Genomic DNA, 17,536 nt, shown 5'->3' with positions numbered 1-17,536 from the left:
GAAATTTCTCGAAGTTTATTTGAGCGAATTTTTAGTCAGAAAATTGATGAGCCAAGATTTGTAGCCATAAGCTACTAATGATTTTAAACTGAAGAGTTTGATCATGGCTCAGATTGAACGCTGGCGGCAGGCTTAACACATGCAAGTCGAGCGGGGAAGGGTAGCTTGCTACCTAACCTAGCGGCGGACGGGTGAGTAATGCTTAGGAATCTGCCATTTAGTGGGGGACAACATTCCGAAAGGAATGCTAATACCGCATACGTCCTACGGGAGAAAGCAGGGGATCTTCGGACCTTGCGCTAAATGATGAGCCTAAGTCGGATTAGCTAGTTGGTGGGGTAAAGGCCTACCAAGGCGACGATCTGTAGCGGGTCTGAGAGGATGATCCGCCACACTGGGACTGAGACACGGCCCAGACTCCTACGGGAGGCAGCAGTGGGGAATATTGGACAATGGGCGGAAGCCTGATCCAGCCATGCCGCGTGTGTGAAGAAGGCCTTATGGTTGTAAAGCACTTTAAGCGAGGAGGAGGCTACTTAGATTAATACTCTAGGATAGTGGACGTTACTCGCAGAATAAGCACCGGCTAACTCTGTGCCAGCAGCCGCGGTAATACAGAGGGTGCGAGCGTTAATCGGATTTACTGGGCGTAAAGCGTGCGTAGGCGGCTTTTTAAGTCGGATGTGAAATCCCCGAGCTTAACTTGGGAATTGCATTCGATACTGGGAAGCTAGAGTATGGGAGAGGATGGTAGAATTCCAGGTGTAGCGGTGAAATGCGTAGAGATCTGGAGGAATACCGATGGCGAAGGCAGCCATCTGGCCTAATACTGACGCTGAGGTACGAAAGCATGGGGAGCAAACAGGATTAGATACCCTGGTAGTCCATGCCGTAAACGATGTCTACTAGCCGTTGGGGCCTTTGAGGCTTTAGTGGCGCAGCTAACGCGATAAGTAGACCGCCTGGGGAGTACGGTCGCAAGACTAAAACTCAAATGAATTGACGGGGGCCCGCACAAGCGGTGGAGCATGTGGTTTAATTCGATGCAACGCGAAGAACCTTACCTGGCCTTGACATACTAGAAACTTTCCAGAGATGGATTGGTGCCTTCGGGAATCTAGATACAGGTGCTGCATGGCTGTCGTCAGCTCGTGTCGTGAGATGTTGGGTTAAGTCCCGCAACGAGCGCAACCCTTTTCCTTATTTGCCAGCGAGTAATGTCGGGAACTTTAAGGATACTGCCAGTGACAAACTGGAGGAAGGCGGGGACGACGTCAAGTCATCATGGCCCTTACGGCCAGGGCTACACACGTGCTACAATGGTCGGTACAAAGGGTTGCTACCTAGCGATAGGATGCTAATCTCAAAAAGCCGATCGTAGTCCGGATTGGAGTCTGCAACTCGACTCCATGAAGTCGGAATCGCTAGTAATCGCGGATCAGAATGCCGCGGTGAATACGTTCCCGGGCCTTGTACACACCGCCCGTCACACCATGGGAGTTTGTTGCACCAGAAGTAGGTAGTCTAACCGTAAGGAGGACGCTTACCACGGTGTGGCCGATGACTGGGGTGAAGTCGTAACAAGGTAGCCGTAGGGGAACCTGCGGCTGGATCACCTCCTTAACGAAAGATTGGTGACTGGTAAGAATCCACAACAAGTTGTTCTTCGAAGATGTATCTGAGGGTCTGTAGCTCAGTTGGTTAGAGCACACGCTTGATAAGCGTGGGGTCACAAGTTCAAGTCTTGTCAGACCCACCAAATCTGATTGCAGTAGCTTAGATTGAAAGATATGTCGTTCATTAAGTGATAAGCTGGGGACTTAGCTTAGTTGGTAGAGCGCCTGCTTTGCACGCAGGAGGTCAGGAGTTCGACTCTCCTAGTCTCCACCATGAATTAAAAGAGTTTGTAAGAACGAAATTAATTCAAAGCTAAGAAGATTATAGAGTTTAGTGAATACAGTCCAAGTTGACTGGTTTATTAATCTCTGTGATTTATCACAGTTTACTACGCACCGACGAGGTGGTAGTTAATCATTAACAGATTAGTAGAATTGAGTCTGAAATAAATTGTTCAAACTCGATTAATTTGACACTAACGGTAATACGTAAGTATTTCAGTTAGATGAAGAGTTAATCTGAGAACTAGCAAAAACACTGAATCAAGCGTTTTGGTATATGAATTTAGATTGAAGCTGTACAGTGCTTAAATGCACAGACAACGAATCAGTAGCAATTAAGTTTGCAACGATAACACTCACTTGTATGTGTTAGCGACTGTTTGGGGTTGTATAGTCAAGTAATTAAGTGCATGTGGTGGATGCCTTGGCAGTCAGAGGCGATGAAAGACGTGATAGCCTGCGAAAAGCTCCGGGGAGGCGGCAAATATCCTTTGATCCGGAGATTTCTGAATGGGGGAACCCACCCGCTATAAGGCGGGTATCATAAGCTGAATACATAGGCTTATGAAGCGAACGAGGGGAAGTGAAACATCTCAGTACCCTTAGGAAAAGAAATCAATTGAGATTCCCTTAGTAGCGGCGAGCGAACGGGGAGCAGCCCATTAAGTTGTGTGTGTTCTAGTGGAACGCTCTGGGAAGTGCGAACGTAGAGGGTGATATTCCCGTACACGAAAGGGCACACACAATGATGACGAGTAGGGCGAGGCACGTGAAACCTTGTCTGAATATGGGGGGACCATCCTCCAAGGCTAAATACTCCTGACTGACCGATAGTGAACCAGTACCGTGAGGGAAAGGCGAAAAGAACCCCTGTGAGGGGAGTGAAATAGATCCTGAAACCGCATGCATACAAGCAGTGGGAGCCGACTAGTTCGGTGACTGCGTACCTTTTGTATAATGGGTCAGCGACTTATATTCAGTAGCAAGGTTAACCGCATAGGGGAGCCGTAGAGAAATCGAGTCTTAATAGGGCGTTTAGTTGCTGGGTATAGACCCGAAACCAGGCGATCTATCCATGAGCAGGTTGAAGGTTGGGTAACACTAACTGGAGGACCGAACCCACTGTCGTTGAAAAGCCAGGGGATGACTTGTGGATAGGGGTGAAAGGCTAATCAAGCCTGGTGATAGCTGGTTCTCCCCGAAAGCTATTTAGGTAGCGCCTCGGACGAATACCATTGGGGGTAGAGCACTGTTTCGGCTAGGGGGTCATCCCGACTTACCAAACCGATGCAAACTCCGAATACCAATGAGTACTATCCGGGAGACAGACTGCGGGTGCTAACGTCCGTAGTCAAGAGGAAAACAATCCAGACCGCCAGCTAAGGCCCCAAAATCATAGTTAAGTGGGAAACGATGTGGGAAGGCATAGACAGCTAGGAGGTTGGCTTAGAAGCAGCCACCCTTTAAAGAAAGCGTAATAGCTCACTAGTCGAGTCGGCCTGCGCGGAAGATGTAACGGGGCTAAAACTATGTGCCGAAGCTGCGGATTTGACTTTAAGTCAAGTGGTAGGGGAGCGTTCTGTAAGCCGATGAAGGTGTATTGAGAAGTATGCTGGAGGTATCAGAAGTGCGAATGCTGACGTGAGTAACGACAAAACGGGTGAAAAACCCGTTCGCTGAAAGACCAAGGGTTCCAGTCCAACGTTAATCGGGGCTGGGTGAGTCGACCCCTAAGGCGAGGCCGAGAGGCGTAGTCGATGGGAAATTGGTTAATATTCCAATACTTCTGTGTAATGCGATGAGAGGACGGAGAAGGTTAAGTCAGCCTGGCGTTGGTTGTCCAGGTGGAAGGCAGTAGGCATGCATCTTAGGCAAATCCGGGGTGCTCTATGCTGAGAGCTGATAGCAAGCTGTACTTGTACAGTGAAGTGGCTGATACCATGCTTCCAGGAAAAGTCTCTAAGCTTCAGTTACACAGGAATCGTACCCGAAACCGACACAGGTGGTCAGGTCGAGTAGACCAAAGCGCTTGAGAGAACTCTGCTGAAGGAACTAGGCAAAATGGTACCGTAACTTCGGGAGAAGGTACGCTGCTGACGGTGATGGGACTTGCTCCCTGAGCTATTGGCAGCCACAGAAACCAGGCCGCTGCAACTGTTTATTAAAAACATAGCACTCTGCAAACACGAAAGTGGACGTATAGGGTGTGATGCCTGCCCGGTGCTGGAAGGTTAATTGATGGGGTTAGCGTAAGCGAAGCTCTTGATCGAAGCCCCAGTAAACGGCGGCCGTAACTATAACGGTCCTAAGGTAGCGAAATTCCTTGTCGGGTAAGTTCCGACCTGCACGAATGGCATAATGATGGCGGCGCTGTCTCCAGCAGAGGCTCAGTGAAATCGAAATCGCTGTGAAGATGCAGTGTACCCGCGGCTAGACGGAAAGACCCCGTGAACCTTTACTGCAGCTTGACATTGAACTTTGACCTTACTTGTGTAGGATAGGTGGGAGGCTTTGAAGTTAGAACGCTAGTTCTAATGGAGCCGTCCTTGAAATACCACCCTGGTAATGTTGAGGTTCTAACTCTGCCCCGTAATCCGGGGCGAGGACCATGTCTGGTGGGTAGTTTGACTGGGGCGGTCTCCTCCTAAAGAGTAACGGAGGAGTACGAAGGTGCGCTCAGCGTGGTCGGAAATCACGCGTAGAGTATAAAGGCAAAAGCGCGCTTAACTGCGAGACCCACAAGTCGAGCAGGTACGAAAGTAGGTCTTAGTGATCCGGTGGTTCTGTATGGAAGGGCCATCGCTCAACGGATAAAAGGTACTCTGGGGATAACAGGCTGATACCGCCCAAGAGTTCATATCGACGGCGGTGTTTGGCACCTCGATGTCGGCTCATCTCATCCTGGGGCTGAAGCAGGTCCCAAGGGTATGGCTGTTCGCCATTTAAAGAGGTACGCGAGCTGGGTTTAGAACGTCGTGAGACAGTTCGGTCCCTATCTACCGTGGGCGCTGGAAATTTGAGAGGATCTGCTCCTAGTACGAGAGGACCAGAGTGGACGAACCTCTGGTGTACCGGTTGTGACGCCAGTCGCATCGCCGGGTAGCTATGTTCGGAAGGGATAACCGCTGAAAGCATCTAAGCGGGAAGCCTACCTCAAGATAAGATTTCCCTAGGAATTTATTCCTCTAAAGAGCCGTTCGAGACTAGGACGTTGATAGGTTGGGTGTGGAAGCACGGTGACGTGTGAAGCTGACCAATACTAATTGCTCGTGAGGCTTGACTATACAACACCCAAACAGTTGTTGTATTCAAGATAAATTCAATACATAACTTGATTTAGTGTGAAAACTAGTTACAATACCGACTCAATTAACTAATCCGTTAATAACTCTTTGGACCGTAAGTAAGGCATACGATGAATACATCGTGATTAAGACCCGAAAGCACCACAACAGTTTGCTGGCGACAATAGCAAGAGTGAACCACCTGATCCCTTCCCGAACTCAGAAGTGAAACCTCTTAGCGCTGATGGTAGTGTGGCACTTGCCATGTGAGAGTAAGTCATCGCCAGCTTTTAAATAATAAACACCCCAATCTCGAGAGAGGTTGGGGTGTTTTTTATTGGCTAGAATTTTATATACTGGTTGTTTTAAGGGCTTTCTGATATGGTTTGGATCATAGTACAAAGCTTTTCATTTCCTTATGAAGCTCAGATTGCTAAAACGAAATTAGAAGCAGCTGAAATTCCTGCCCGTATTGAAAATGAACATACCATTAATATGGATTGGCTTTACTCCAATGCTTTAGGTGGTGTTAGATTATTGGTTCCTGAGCATTATGCAGATGAAGCGAAAGCGTTACTGGCACAAGACTTTAGCCAAGAATTAGAACAACAGTTTGGAGCAAGTGAAAGTTGCCCTAGTTGTGGTAGTAGCGATATACAGCCGTATACTGAAGGGAAGCGGCCCGCATATTTAGTTTTCTTATTACTTGGTTTTCCGTTATTTTTTTATAAACATGGAACTAAGTGTCAACAATGCCAACATTTCTGGAGTTAGCCCTGCCTGAGTACTGATTAACAGAATCACCTTTGAACTTTTATAAGCAATGCATTAATACTAGATAAAAATTAAAAAAGGAAAAGAAAATGGAATATAAGGGAAGTTGTCACTGCGGAAAAATCTCCTTTGTTGTACAGGGGGAGTTAACCGAGGCATTGTCATGTAACTGTTCGATTTGTCAAAGAAAAGGCTCGTTATTATGGTTTTTACCTACGGATCAGGTTGATATTTCAGTCCAAGAAGATGCATTAGCGAGTTATCAATTTAATAAACATGTGATCGATCATCATTTTTGCACGAGCTGTGGCATTCATCCTTATGCAGTTGGCGTTGATCCTAAAGGCAATAAAATGTATGCCCTTAATATCAGGTGTATCGAAGATTTAGATTTGGAAAGCATCAATGTTAATCATTTTGATGGACGTTCGGTGTAATCATCAAATTTAGAGAACAAAAATGACCAAGCATAAAAAGTTAGATCCAGAACAAGTTGCAGCACTACTAGATGGATTAAAAAAGCGTTTTCAAAAAAATATGCATCGTCATAAAGACTTGAATTGGGCTGATATTGAAGATCGATTACAACAGCAGCCAGAAAAGTTATGGTCACTCAATCAAATGGAAGATACGGGTGGAGAGCCAGATGTAGTTTCATTTGATTCAAAGTCATCAGAAATTGCGTTTTATGATTGTGCCGTGGAAACGCCCAAAGGGCGTAGAAGCCTGTGTTATGATCGTGCTGCTTTAGATGCACGTAAAGAACATAAGCCCGAAAACAATGCGGTTGAAGTTGCGGAAGTGATTGGAATTGAATTGCTGACGGAAGAACAATATAAGCAATTACAATCGGTTGAACATTTTGATTTAAAAACCTCAAGTTGGGTAAAAACGCCTGAAGATGTGCGTAAATTGGGCGGTGCAATTTTTTGTGATAGCCGTTATGGCCGTGTTTTTACCTATCACAACGGCGCACAATCTTATTATGCGACCCGCGGATTTCGTGGTCGATTAAAAATATAGTTTTATGACTCGATGACCCTTTGGACATGTTTTTTTAATCTTTAATTGTGCCAAGCGCTTGCTTGGTTTCTGTGCTTTTGCTACTTTAGTGTTCATTCAGTAAACAATGATCAATAATTGCTAGGAAGCAGAATATGCACCTTAATCCTTTGTACTATAGCGAGCAGCATCTTGAATTTGCCAAGAGTATTCGACGTTTTGTTGAAAAAGAAATTTCGCCTTTTATCAATGAATGGGATGAAAGTGAAACCTTTCCGAGAGAGCTCTATAAGAAAGCAGCAGATATTGGTTTGTTGGGATTAGGGTTTGAAGAGCAATATGGTGGAATTGCGGGTACAGATGCATTTTATACGTTGTTATCTTCGATTGAGTTAGCAAAATGTGCTTCGGGTGGTCTAGCTGCTTCCTTACTTTCACATACCATTGGTGCGCCACCCATCCAACATTTTGCCAATGAAGTGGTCAAAGCTCAGGTGCTGCCTCAGATTTTATCAGGTGAAAAGATATCGGCATTGGCGATTACTGAGCCAGGAGGTGGTTCAGATGTCGCTTCACTTAAAACCAAGGCAGTGCGTGAAGGTGATTATTTTCTGGTAAGTGGTGAAAAAACCTTTATCACTTCAGGGATGCGAGCGGATTATTATTCAGTGGCAGTGCGTACTGATCCGAATGCGAAAGGGGCAAATGGTATATCCATGCTTCTCATAGATGCACATAGTGCAGGAATCACTAAAACCAAACTAGATAAAATGGGATGGTGGGCTTCAGATACCGCGCATTTGCATTTTGATAATGTCAAAGTACCTGCCAGCCATTTATTAGGTCCAGAAAATATGGGCTTTCTGGTGATTATGAATAACTTCAATATGGAGCGTTTTTTCCTTGCAGCCAGTAGTTATGGCTTTGCCTTGACTTGTTATGAGGAAGCACTGGATTGGGCACAGCAACGCCAAACCTTCGGTAAGCGTCTAGTTGATCATCAGGTGATGCGCCATAAATTGGTGGACATGGCTACGCGACTGACCGCCACTCGTGCTTTACTCGAGGATACAGCTTATCGTTTAGGTAAGCCTGAATTGCAGGGCAGTGAACTGATCGCCCAGATTTGTATGCTGAAGAATGTTGCCACTCAAACCATGCAATTCTGTGCTGATGCTGCGGTACAAACACTCGGAAGTATGGGCTTTATGCGCGGTACCAAATCCGAACGAATCTATCGTGAAGTGAAGGTAAATATGATTGGTGGAGGTGCCGAAGAGATTATGAAGGACTTAATTAGTAAGCAATTGGGTTATTAAAATGATCTCCAGGAGCTTATCGTATTGGTTCAAGCCAATACGCTCCTTTTCCCTCAGAATGAACTGCGATATACCAAATAGATGAATCCTGAGCGTAGACCCAAAACGGCAATCTTTGATGTTGCATATATTTCGCCTAAAGAATTGGCATTAGTTTCTTTTTACCTTAATAGATCCGATATTTCAACGATTAAAAAGTCTGGTATTTTTTATCGGTCCAATCGCTATTTAAAATGGCCCAACGCTCATGGTCTTTCCATTCTTTTCCACCGACACGCAGGTATTGGCGAGAGAACCCTTCTTTTATAAAACCTGCATGTGCAACAAGGCGAATAGAGGATAGATTGTCTGGTTGGATATTGGCTTCTAGTCGATGCAGATTGAGAGTTTGAAATGCTTCGTGTAAAACCAGTTGCAGTCCATGCCGCATATAGCCTTGTCCTGCATAAGGATAAAAGGCTTCATAACCTAAATAGGCAGAATGGAAGTGACCCCGGATAATATTGGAGATATTAAAGGTGCCAACAATGGCATGATTTTCTTTCAAGCAGACAAAATAACGATGTTCTTGAGCGAGGTAGTGTTCAAAATCACTCGGCGGATAGGTCCACGGTTGATGCAGATGAATACTATTTGAGTAGGCATGTTTGATTTCAGTTAAATCACTGCGTTGCGGCTTACGCAAATAGACTGGACTCATTTCACCGCCATTTCCCAAACCATGTCAGTCAATTCATCAATTTTGACTTTACCTTCGGGTCTGTACCACGTGACAGTCCAAGAAATTGAACCGCCGAGCAAACGACGCCAGATAAAAGCATCATGTTTGACTTTACCTAGTGCACGTAGTTTTTCAATCACATCCAGCCAAACTTGCTCATATTCATTACGCATTTTCAAAAGATAGTCTTGTTTTTCTTTGGAAAGGGCAAACCATTCATGCACCAATACGGCCATCGCAGCGCCTGTATCACCTGCAATGGAAAGTAATTCAGCCTTAATGAGATGACGTAATTGCTGTTCAGGATCTTCTGAGCGTTCAGCCGCTTCTTTTAAGCGGGCGAAGTTATAGATAATGGTTTGTTCCATCACTGTCGCCAGAATCTCATCTTTGCTTTTAAAGTGATGAAACAGGCTACCCGATTGAATGCCAATAAACTCACCGAGCTGACGAACCGTGGTTTTATCATAACCCTGCTTATAGAACAGATAGGCAGCACCTTGCAGTAGACGCCCGCGTGGACTGTCATCAAAACAAACAATCTTGGGTATTTGCTCAATTGAGGTTGCGATCATGCCTATCCGTCTATCCCGTTTAATCTAAAGTCTATTGTAACAAAATTCATTTCATGAATTGTCTTATCTTTTTATAACAAGCATTTGCTTGAGTTTGTCTGTTCTTGCCAATACAGCATAGCATTATGCACTTTACAAACCAAGCACTTGCTTGGTAATGTTAAGGCGTTTTTAGTAATAACAATGAGAAAGCGCATGACAAGTGTCAAACAGGATGACCAGAGGCTAGTCAAAATCGGGTGTGCATCAGGGTTTTGGGGCGATACCAATACCGCTGCCTTTCAGTTGGTGCATCTGAGTGATATTGATTATTTAGTCTTTGATTATCTGTCAGAAATCACCATGTCGATTATGGCCAAGGCGATGATGCTGGATCCAAGTCATGGTTATGCACTGGATTTTGTCAGTCGAGTGATGGCACCCCTGATCCATAAAATTGCTGAGAAAAAAATTAAAGTGATCAGTAATGCAGGTGGGGTAAATCCATTGGCTTGCCGTGATGCCTTACAGAAAATCATTGATGAAAAAGGCTTGGATTTAAAAGTTGCTGTGGTGTTAGGCGATGATGTATTGCCAAAGCATGCTGAATTACTCACCCAAAATGTTCAGGAAATGTTTAATGGCGATGCCTTGCCTGCACATGTGGCCAGTAGCAATGCCTATCTCGGTGCAGTTGCGATTCGTGATGCTTTGGACTTAGGTGCAGATATTGTGATTACAGGCCGTGTGGTCGACTCCGCAGTTGTGCTTGCCCCATTATTGCATGAGTACAAATGGTCCCTCGATGATTATGACAAGCTAGCACAAGGTTCCTTGGCTGGGCATGTGATTGAATGTGGCGCACAGTGTACAGGGGGGAATTTTACCGATTGGCGTTTGGTTCAAGGCTTTGACAATATGGGCTTTCCAATCGTAGAAGTCAGCGCTGATGCCTCATTTATCGTGACCAAGCCTAAAGGAACGGGTGGATTGGTTTCGACTGCGACTGTAGCAGAGCAGATCGTTTACGAAATTGGCAATCCGCAAGCCTATCTTTTACCCGATGTAAGCGCTGATTTTAGCCAAGTACATTTAGAACAGGTGGGAGAGCATCGAGTCAAAGTGACTGGTGCCACAGGTCGTCCGCCAACTCAGCAATATAAAGTCAGTGCGACCTATGCAGATGGTTATCGAGTCTTGGTCAGTTTCTTAATCGCAGGTCGTGAAGCACCAGAAAAAGCCCAAGTGATTGCGGATGCCATTCTGAATAAATGTGAACGCGTCTTGGCACTACGCTCAGTCCCACCATTTAGTGAAAAATCAGTCGAAATTCTCGGCATTGAAAGTACTTATGGTGCACATGCGAAAGTGAAAGACAGTCGTGAAGTGGTGGTTAAGATCGCGGTTAAGCATCTGTTTAAAGAAGCCTGTATGTTCTTTGCTTCTGAAATTGCCCAAGCTTCAACAGGCATGGCACCTGCATTGGCAGGGATTGTTGGTGGTCGCCCTAAAGCATCGGCCGTGGTGAAACTATTTTCATTCTTGATTGATAAAGATCAATTAAAGGTCGAAGTCGATTTTGCAGGGCAGCGTTATCCCGTACAGATTCCAACAGGGCAAACGGCACCAGAGGTCGAGCTACATCCCGTCGGTGACGTGGCTGTATATCAAGGCGATGAGGTTGAAGTGCCTTTGATTGAGGTGGCACATGCGCGCAGTGGCGATAAAGGCAATCATAGCAATATCGGGGTAATTGCACGCAAGGCTGAATATTTACCTTGGATTCGTGCAGCACTGACTGAAGCCAATGTTGCAGCGTATATGCAGCATGTTCTTGATCCTGAAAAATCAAACGTCATTCGTTATGAGTTGCCAGAGATGCATGCACTGAATTTCATGCTGGAAAATGCATTGGGTGGAGGTGGGATTGCCAGTTTGCGGATTGACCCGCAGGGCAAAGCCTTTGCACAGCAACTATTAGATATGCCGGTGAAAGTGCCTAGAAAACTAATATCTTGAGCTGCATTTATCTGGTATCGGAGTTTCGTTTGTCCTAAAGCAGTACAAGCGAAACTCCGATACTTTTTATATTATGTCTAGCCCACAAGAAAGCAGATAGTCATAGATTGAGTCATAGTGTTTTTGAGGTCTTGTTGGATCTTTTCCATCTACAGCAGGAATAAAAATAACCATACCTTGTCGGGCTCGCGTTAATAGAACTCTATAAGCATTGAGAAGGTAATTTTTAGTTGAGTCTTTATTAATATTCTGCCACTTTGAGCCTTTAAAACTTTGAAATTGCCAACCCTGATCATAATAGAGGTTAATATCCCAAGTTACGCAGGTATAGTCGATTTCAAGTCCTTGGATATCGAACTCAGTCGCAATATCCTCTAAGTAATAAGATGACCGGGTATCATCCTGATGATTTAAAAACCAATCAGCTGGAGATATATCATTTTTAACATATATGCCTTCTGCTTTTAGTCTTTTAGCGCCTGAACTTGCGATCAGTCCAATTCTTTCCGTACCTCTCGCTTGATGTCTTAACCAGGCTTTTGCTTTGCTTAAATCTCTCGTGATTTTGATTGGATAATTGTGTTTAATTTCTTGATAAATTTGAGCAGCTAGATCATTTTGATTGTCTAAAATGGATTGGATCAAGGATGCAACTTTTTCACTTCGAAATGAGCGGACAGAAGTCGATAAATGAAGATCAGTTTTTTGATGTCCATGTTGTTTTAGCCAATTTGATAAATCTAAATTATTTAGATAGGTGTTAGGTTCAGCCAAAATCTTATCTGAGTAATAAATATCCCAAGATGAATATTTTGTTTTGAGAGCATCGATCCATTCTGAAACACCTGCCTCACCAGTGTTAATTTCTTGACCGCCACCAATCAGACATATAATTACACACCAATCATCGTGCCGATCCATCACACTGATTAGATATTCGGGCTCAGACATATCAAAGTTTTGGATTCCCTTTTTCTGTTGCATGAATTTGGAGACTTGTTCTTTTTGCCAAGCTCTTTGTGCTTCATCGAAAACGACAACTTTTTCAATAGGGGCATGAGGCGTTCTTAAATTGTCATCTCTAAAATGATGAATATTTTGGATAAAAGCCTTTGCTTTCCGTTCTGCTTCTGTACGTAAAATTTTCTGCCCACTTCTTTTAGCAGTCTCTACTGAATCTTTAGTCAAGGCTTCTCTCAAGACATCCACTAATGGACCATTGCCAGATAAGAATACGGAATGTTCTGATTGATCGGCTTTTAGTCGTTCATTCGCGATGTTTAGTCCAGCAAGTGTTTTTCCGGCACCAGGAACCCCAGTCAAAAAGCAGATTGATTTTTTATGCTGAGCTTTCGAGTCTTCGATAATTTCGTTTATTCGAATAGAAGTACTTGATAAGTTAATCGCACCGGCATCACTTCGTGAAATTTCTTTAACGCTATGGCCTTTGTATAAGGCTTGAGCAGCCTCAATAATAGTTGGTGTCGGCTTATAAATGCTATTTTCCCAAGTATGAATATTTAAACATTCATCTGTTTTTACTTGGTCTAAAATTTGAATCAAAGTTGCTTTAAAATTGTCTTTATTACACAGGATACAGCTGGTTAAGCCTAGAGAGTTATCAATCTGAGAGGTCGTATTTGGGGCGTTCGTCGCAATAAGAATCGGGATAATCGTTTTATTATGACTTCCTTCATGAAAATTTTGTAAATCTAAGCAATAGTCAATTGTCTGATTTTGAGCATAGTTTGAATAACTTTTTTCGCCTACTTTAAACTCTATTACAAAGACTAAATTATTTATAATTAATATATTATCTACTCGTTTTCCCATTCTAGGGATAGAGAACTCAAAATATAAGTGCCCACAGAACTCTTTAAGCTCCTGTTTTAGAAAATCAATTTGTTCAAGCCAAGCATTTTTCTGTAAATCTTCTAAATCATGTTGATGATGACGTGCAAGTTGTCCAAAAATTGCATTTTTATTTTCATTTAAAAAAAAATCTATCGAATTTTGATAATAGCTTGTATTCATTGTGAGTTTTTAACGTTTAAAAAATCTTAAATTGAACAGCATGTTAGCACTAGAAATAATATTTTAGCAAAAAGTGACATTTTAATTTGAATAAGAAAGGCATCTTGGTACTTTACAAACCAAGCACTTGCTTGGTAGTGTGTATTCAGTTAAAAATAATAGATGAATGGATCATAAAACATGGGTTATCAATCAATTTTCAGGCCAGATGCGTTTGCTGATAAAGTCATTATTGTAACAGGAGGTGGCTCTGGTATTGGCCGTTGTACTGCACATGAACTGGCATCCTTAGGAGCGCAAGTCATCATTACTGGACGCAAACTTGAAAAACTGGAAAAGGTTAGCCAGGAAATTCTGGAAGATGGCGGCAAGGTCCATTTCATCGTCTGTGACAACCGTGATGAAGAGCAAGTCAAAAACATGATTGCGGAAGTGCTGGAAAAATTTGGCCAGCTCGATGGTTTAGTCAATAATGCGGGTGGACAATTTCCTTCTGCATTAGAGAATATTTCTGCCAATGGTTTTGATGCCGTGGTTCGTAATAACCTGCACTCAACTTTTTACCTGATGCGAGAAGCCTATAACCAGTGGATGACAAAGCACGGCGGCAGCATTGTGAATATGACCGCAGACATGTGGGGCGGTATGCCGGGCATGGGGCATTCAGGCGCAGCACGCTCAGGGGTAGATAATCTGACCAAAACGGCTTCAGTGGAATGGGGTAAATCTGGAGTACGTGTCAATGCAGTTGCACCGGGCTGGATTATTTCTTCGGGCATGGACAATTATAGCGGTGATTTTGCAAAAGTGATCATTCCAAGTTTAGCGAGTAATGTGCCGTTAAAACGTATGGGTACAGAATCAGAAATTTCCTCGGCGATTTGTTATCTACTTTCTGATGCAGCGGCTTTTGTATCAGGTGTCACCCTCCGCATTGATGGGGCTGCTTCACAAGGCACACGGATGTATCCATTGGCTGATGCAATCAACAATGAAGCCTTTAATGGTTTCCATCGTGCTTTTATCCCTGACATATTCAAAACTGATGGAGAATAAACATGACTATTCTCCAATCTGAAATTGCGGTCGGGAGTGAACAATATCAGCAGAATCGAGAAGCTTTACTGGCTCAACTGGCTGAGGTTCGTGCCGTACAGCAAAAGAGTATTGATAAGTCTTATGCAGCAAAACCTAAATTCGACAAGAAAGGCAAGATTTTGCCGCATGAGCGTATTCGCTTGCTGTTAGATGCGGATTCACCTTTTATCGAGTTATGTGGTTTGGTTGGCTACAACATGCATGACGATAAAGATGGTTCCGAAGCTGGCGGTGGTGTGATTGCAGGGATTGGTTTTGTCAGTGGTGTGCGTGCGCTGGTTTCTGCCAGTAATAGTGCCATCAAAGGTGGCACCATGTCCCCAATGGGCGTACATAAAACCTTACGCTTGCAAAAGATCGCATTAGAGCAAAAGTTACCGATGGTGACATTGACAGAAAGTGGCGGAGCTAACCTGAATTATGCAGCGGAAGTATTTACCTATGGCGGCATGACCTTTGCCAATCAGGCGCGTTTATCTGCGGCAGGGATTCCCCAAGTTGCGGTGGTGCATGGCAATGCGACCGCTGGTGGGGCTTATCAACCGGGGTTGTCTGACTATGTGATTGCAGTCCGCAAGCAAACAGAAATGTTGTTGGCAGGTCCACCATTATTATTGGCAGCAACAGGCGAAGTAGCGACTGCTGAAGAACTGGGCGGGGCAGAAATGCATACCCAAGTTTCAGGCGTGGCGGAATATCTTGCGGAAAATGATGCTGATGGTATTCGTTTAGCCCGTGAGATTATTGAACACCTGAACTGGAAAGAACAAACCGCACAATTGAATCAGCATTATAAAGAACCGCGTTATGCTGCGGAGGAATTGTTAGGCATTATTCCTCAAGATCCAAAGCAACCTTTTGATATGAAAGAAATCATTGCACGGATCATTGATGATTCAGATTTTCTGGAATTCAAGCAGGAATATGATGCTTTAACGGTCTGTGGCTGGGCAAAAATAGGAGGACTGCATATCGGCATCATTACCAATAATGGCCCGATCACGCCACAGGGGGCAGCCAAAGCAGCGCAATTTATTCATCTGTGTGAACAGACCCAACGCCCACTCTTGTTTCTTCACAATACCACTGGTTTTATGGTCGGAACCGATGCCGAACAGAACGGCATTATCAAACATGGTTCCAAGCTGATCCAGGCTGTGGCCAATGCCACAGTACCCAAGATTTCGATTGTGGTTGCAGGTTCTTATGGCGCAGGCAACTATGCCATGTGTGGCCGCAGTTTGTCGCCACAATTTATCTTTGCATGGCCCAATTCACATGTTGCAGTGATGGGTGCAGCACAAGCGGGCAAAGTCTTGCGTATCGTGGCTGAGGGCAAACAAAAAGCTTCAGGAATGGAACCTAATCCGCAGATGCTGGACTTCTTGGAACAAAGCACAGCCATGAAATTGGAACAGCAGTCGACGGCTTTATTCAATACCGCAATGTTGCATGACGACGGCATTATCGATCCGAGAGATACCCGAAAAGTACTGATTTTCTTATTACAAACCATGTATGAAGCACAGCAACGTGAGTTAAATCCAACCCGATTTGGTGTGTCGAGATTTTAATAATCCCTCCCAGCCTCCCTTTAAAAAGGGAGGAGTTCTCCTCTTTAATTAAAGAGGGGTTAGGGGAGATTAATTTTAAGGAACAAAAACAATGAAATTTACCGCAGAACATGAAGCTTTACGCCGTACCACACGTCAGTTTGTGGAAAATGAATTAAACCCTTTTATTCCAGAATGGGAAGAAGCAGGCCGTTTTCCAATTCATAACGTATTTAAGAAAATGGGGGATTTGGGCTTATTGGGGATTTGTAAGCCTGAGGAGAATGGTGGTTTAGGACTCGATTATTCATACAATCTTGTCGTGGCAGAAGAGTTAGGTCGTGCAGCGTGTGGTGGGGTGCCACTGGCGATTGGCGTGCAAACCGATATGGCGACGCCTGCACTGGCACGTTTTGGTAGCAAAGAACTACGAGATGAGTTTTTAAATCCTGCGATTCGTGGTGAATATGTGGCATCGATTGCAGTCTCGGAAGTGCATGCGGGTTCTGACGTTGCAGCCATTAAGACTACAGCAAAAAAAGATGGCGATGATTATGTCATTAACGGCAGCAAAATGTGGATTACCAACTCACTGCAAGCCGATTTCTTTTGTCTATTGGCAAATACCTCGGATGACAAACCACACGTCAATAAATCCATGATTATTGTCCCAGCCAAGACAGCAGGGATTAGTTTTTCAGAGCCACTGAATAAATTGGGCATGCGTTCAACCACTACTGCACAAGTCTATTTTGACAATGTTCGAGTACCGCAACGCAATTTAGTTGGTGTGGAAGGCATGGGCTTTATGATGCAAATGATGCAGTTCCAAGAGGAACGTATGTGGGCCTGTGCCAATGCGGTGGGAGGGATGGAAAAGGTCATTCAGCAAACCATTGATTATGCCAAAGAGCGTACTACCTTTGGTCAGCCCCTGATTCATAACCAATATGTACATTTTCGTTTTGCTGAGCTGATGACTGAAGTCGCAGCACTGAAAGCTCTAACTTATCAAGCCTGTGAGCAGCATATTGCTGGTGAGGATGCAACCTTGATGGCGTCAATGGCGAAGCTAAAAGCAGGGCGTTTAAGCCGTGAAGTGGCAGATAGTTGTCTGCAATATTGGGGCGGTAATGGCTTTATGTGGGATAACCCTGCATCACAACTGTTCCGTGATGGGCGCTTAGGGTCGATTGGCGGCGGTGCAGATGAAATTATGCTTGGAATCATTTGTAAGCTCACCGATATTTTGCCGAAGAAACAGAAAAAATAGGAGCAGG

At 44.2% G+C, this 17,536-nt stretch carries 11 protein-coding genes, 2 tRNA genes and 3 rRNA genes; 13 read left to right on the top strand and 3 right to left on the bottom strand.

What is annotated here, in order from left to right; translation table 11 throughout:
* Positions 1 to 85 precede the first annotated feature (85 nt).
* The 9 genes from F895_RS00960 to F895_RS01000 all read left to right on the top strand — a co-directional run bounded on the left by F895_RS00960 (position 86) and on the right by F895_RS01000 (position 8,277).
* A 16S ribosomal RNA gene (locus tag F895_RS00960) occupies positions 86 to 1,623 on the top strand.
* A 59-nt stretch (positions 1,624 to 1,682) separates the two neighbouring features.
* A tRNA-Ile gene (locus tag F895_RS00965) sits at positions 1,683 to 1,759 on the top strand.
* Between the two features lie 55 nt (positions 1,760 to 1,814).
* A tRNA-Ala gene (locus F895_RS00970) sits at positions 1,815 to 1,890 on the top strand.
* 400 nt (positions 1,891 to 2,290) lie between these two features.
* A 23S ribosomal RNA gene (locus F895_RS00975) occupies positions 2,291 to 5,182 on the top strand.
* Between the two features lie 174 nt (positions 5,183 to 5,356).
* Positions 5,357 to 5,471, top strand: a 5S ribosomal RNA gene (rrf, locus tag F895_RS00980).
* The 16S, 23S and 5S rRNA genes sit together here with 2 tRNA genes alongside, the layout of an rRNA operon.
* A gap of 92 nt (positions 5,472 to 5,563) precedes the next feature.
* On the top strand, positions 5,564 to 5,956 hold the full coding sequence (locus tag F895_RS00985) for a putative signal transducing protein (protein WP_005244408.1): 393 nt from the start codon (positions 5,564 to 5,566) through the stop codon (positions 5,954 to 5,956).
* 89 nt (positions 5,957 to 6,045) lie between these two features.
* Positions 6,046 to 6,393: a GFA family protein gene (locus tag F895_RS00990; protein WP_005244407.1), complete on the top strand. Its 348-nt coding sequence runs from the start codon at positions 6,046 to 6,048 to the stop codon at positions 6,391 to 6,393.
* A gap of 22 nt (positions 6,394 to 6,415) precedes the next feature.
* Positions 6,416 to 6,979: a DUF4256 domain-containing protein gene (locus F895_RS00995; protein WP_005244406.1), complete on the top strand. Its 564-nt coding sequence runs from the start codon at positions 6,416 to 6,418 to the stop codon at positions 6,977 to 6,979.
* Between the two features lie 134 nt (positions 6,980 to 7,113).
* On the top strand, positions 7,114 to 8,277 hold the full coding sequence (locus F895_RS01000) for an acyl-CoA dehydrogenase family protein (protein ID WP_005244405.1): 1,164 nt from the start codon (positions 7,114 to 7,116) through the stop codon (positions 8,275 to 8,277).
* A gap of 190 nt (positions 8,278 to 8,467) precedes the next feature.
* Here F895_RS01000 and F895_RS01005 read toward each other — a convergent pair whose 3' ends face one another.
* On the bottom strand, positions 8,468 to 8,977 hold the full coding sequence (locus tag F895_RS01005; RefSeq protein WP_005244402.1) for a GNAT family N-acetyltransferase: 510 nt from the start codon (positions 8,975 to 8,977) through the stop codon (positions 8,468 to 8,470).
* On the bottom strand, positions 8,974 to 9,573 hold the full coding sequence (locus F895_RS01010; RefSeq protein ID WP_005244401.1) for a TetR/AcrR family transcriptional regulator: 600 nt from the start codon (positions 9,571 to 9,573) through the stop codon (positions 8,974 to 8,976). Before F895_RS01010 ends, F895_RS01005 begins: the two co-directional genes overlap by 4 nt.
* A gap of 195 nt (positions 9,574 to 9,768) precedes the next feature.
* Between F895_RS01010 and F895_RS01015 the strand changes: the two genes are divergently transcribed.
* Entirely contained in the window at positions 9,769 to 11,571 is a 1,803-nt protein-coding gene (locus tag F895_RS01015) for an acyclic terpene utilization AtuA family protein (protein ID WP_005244397.1), read from the top strand.
* Positions 11,572 to 11,637: 66 nt separating this feature from the next.
* Here F895_RS01015 and F895_RS01020 read toward each other — a convergent pair whose 3' ends face one another.
* Positions 11,638 to 13,605 carry a DUF2075 domain-containing protein gene (locus tag F895_RS01020; RefSeq protein WP_005244395.1) on the bottom strand — a complete coding sequence of 656 codons (1,968 nt, stop codon included), beginning with the start codon at positions 13,603 to 13,605 and terminating at the stop codon, positions 11,638 to 11,640.
* A 180-nt stretch (positions 13,606 to 13,785) separates the two neighbouring features.
* On the opposite strand from F895_RS01020, the gene F895_RS01025 reads away from it, so the two are divergent.
* The 3 genes from F895_RS01025 to F895_RS01035 all read left to right on the top strand — a co-directional run bounded on the left by F895_RS01025 (position 13,786) and on the right by F895_RS01035 (position 17,529).
* Positions 13,786 to 14,661, top strand: coding sequence for an SDR family oxidoreductase (locus tag F895_RS01025; protein ID WP_005244394.1), 876 nt, complete (start codon positions 13,786 to 13,788; stop codon positions 14,659 to 14,661).
* Between the two features lie 2 nt (positions 14,662 to 14,663).
* Entirely contained in the window at positions 14,664 to 16,277 is a 1,614-nt protein-coding gene (locus tag F895_RS01030; protein ID WP_005244392.1) for an acyl-CoA carboxylase subunit beta, read from the top strand.
* A gap of 91 nt (positions 16,278 to 16,368) precedes the next feature.
* Positions 16,369 to 17,529 (top strand): acyl-CoA dehydrogenase family protein, encoded by a 1,161-nt coding sequence (locus F895_RS01035; RefSeq protein ID WP_005244390.1) that lies wholly within the window; start codon positions 16,369 to 16,371, stop codon positions 17,527 to 17,529.
* Positions 17,530 to 17,536 lie beyond the last annotated feature (7 nt).

The sequence above is a fragment of the Acinetobacter sp. CIP 64.2 genome, assembly GCF_000369645.1.
GTDB lineage: Bacteria > Pseudomonadota > Gammaproteobacteria > Pseudomonadales > Moraxellaceae > Acinetobacter.
Note: the sequence above shows the minus strand (reverse complement) of the source record. Positions and strands in the feature narration are given on the sequence as shown.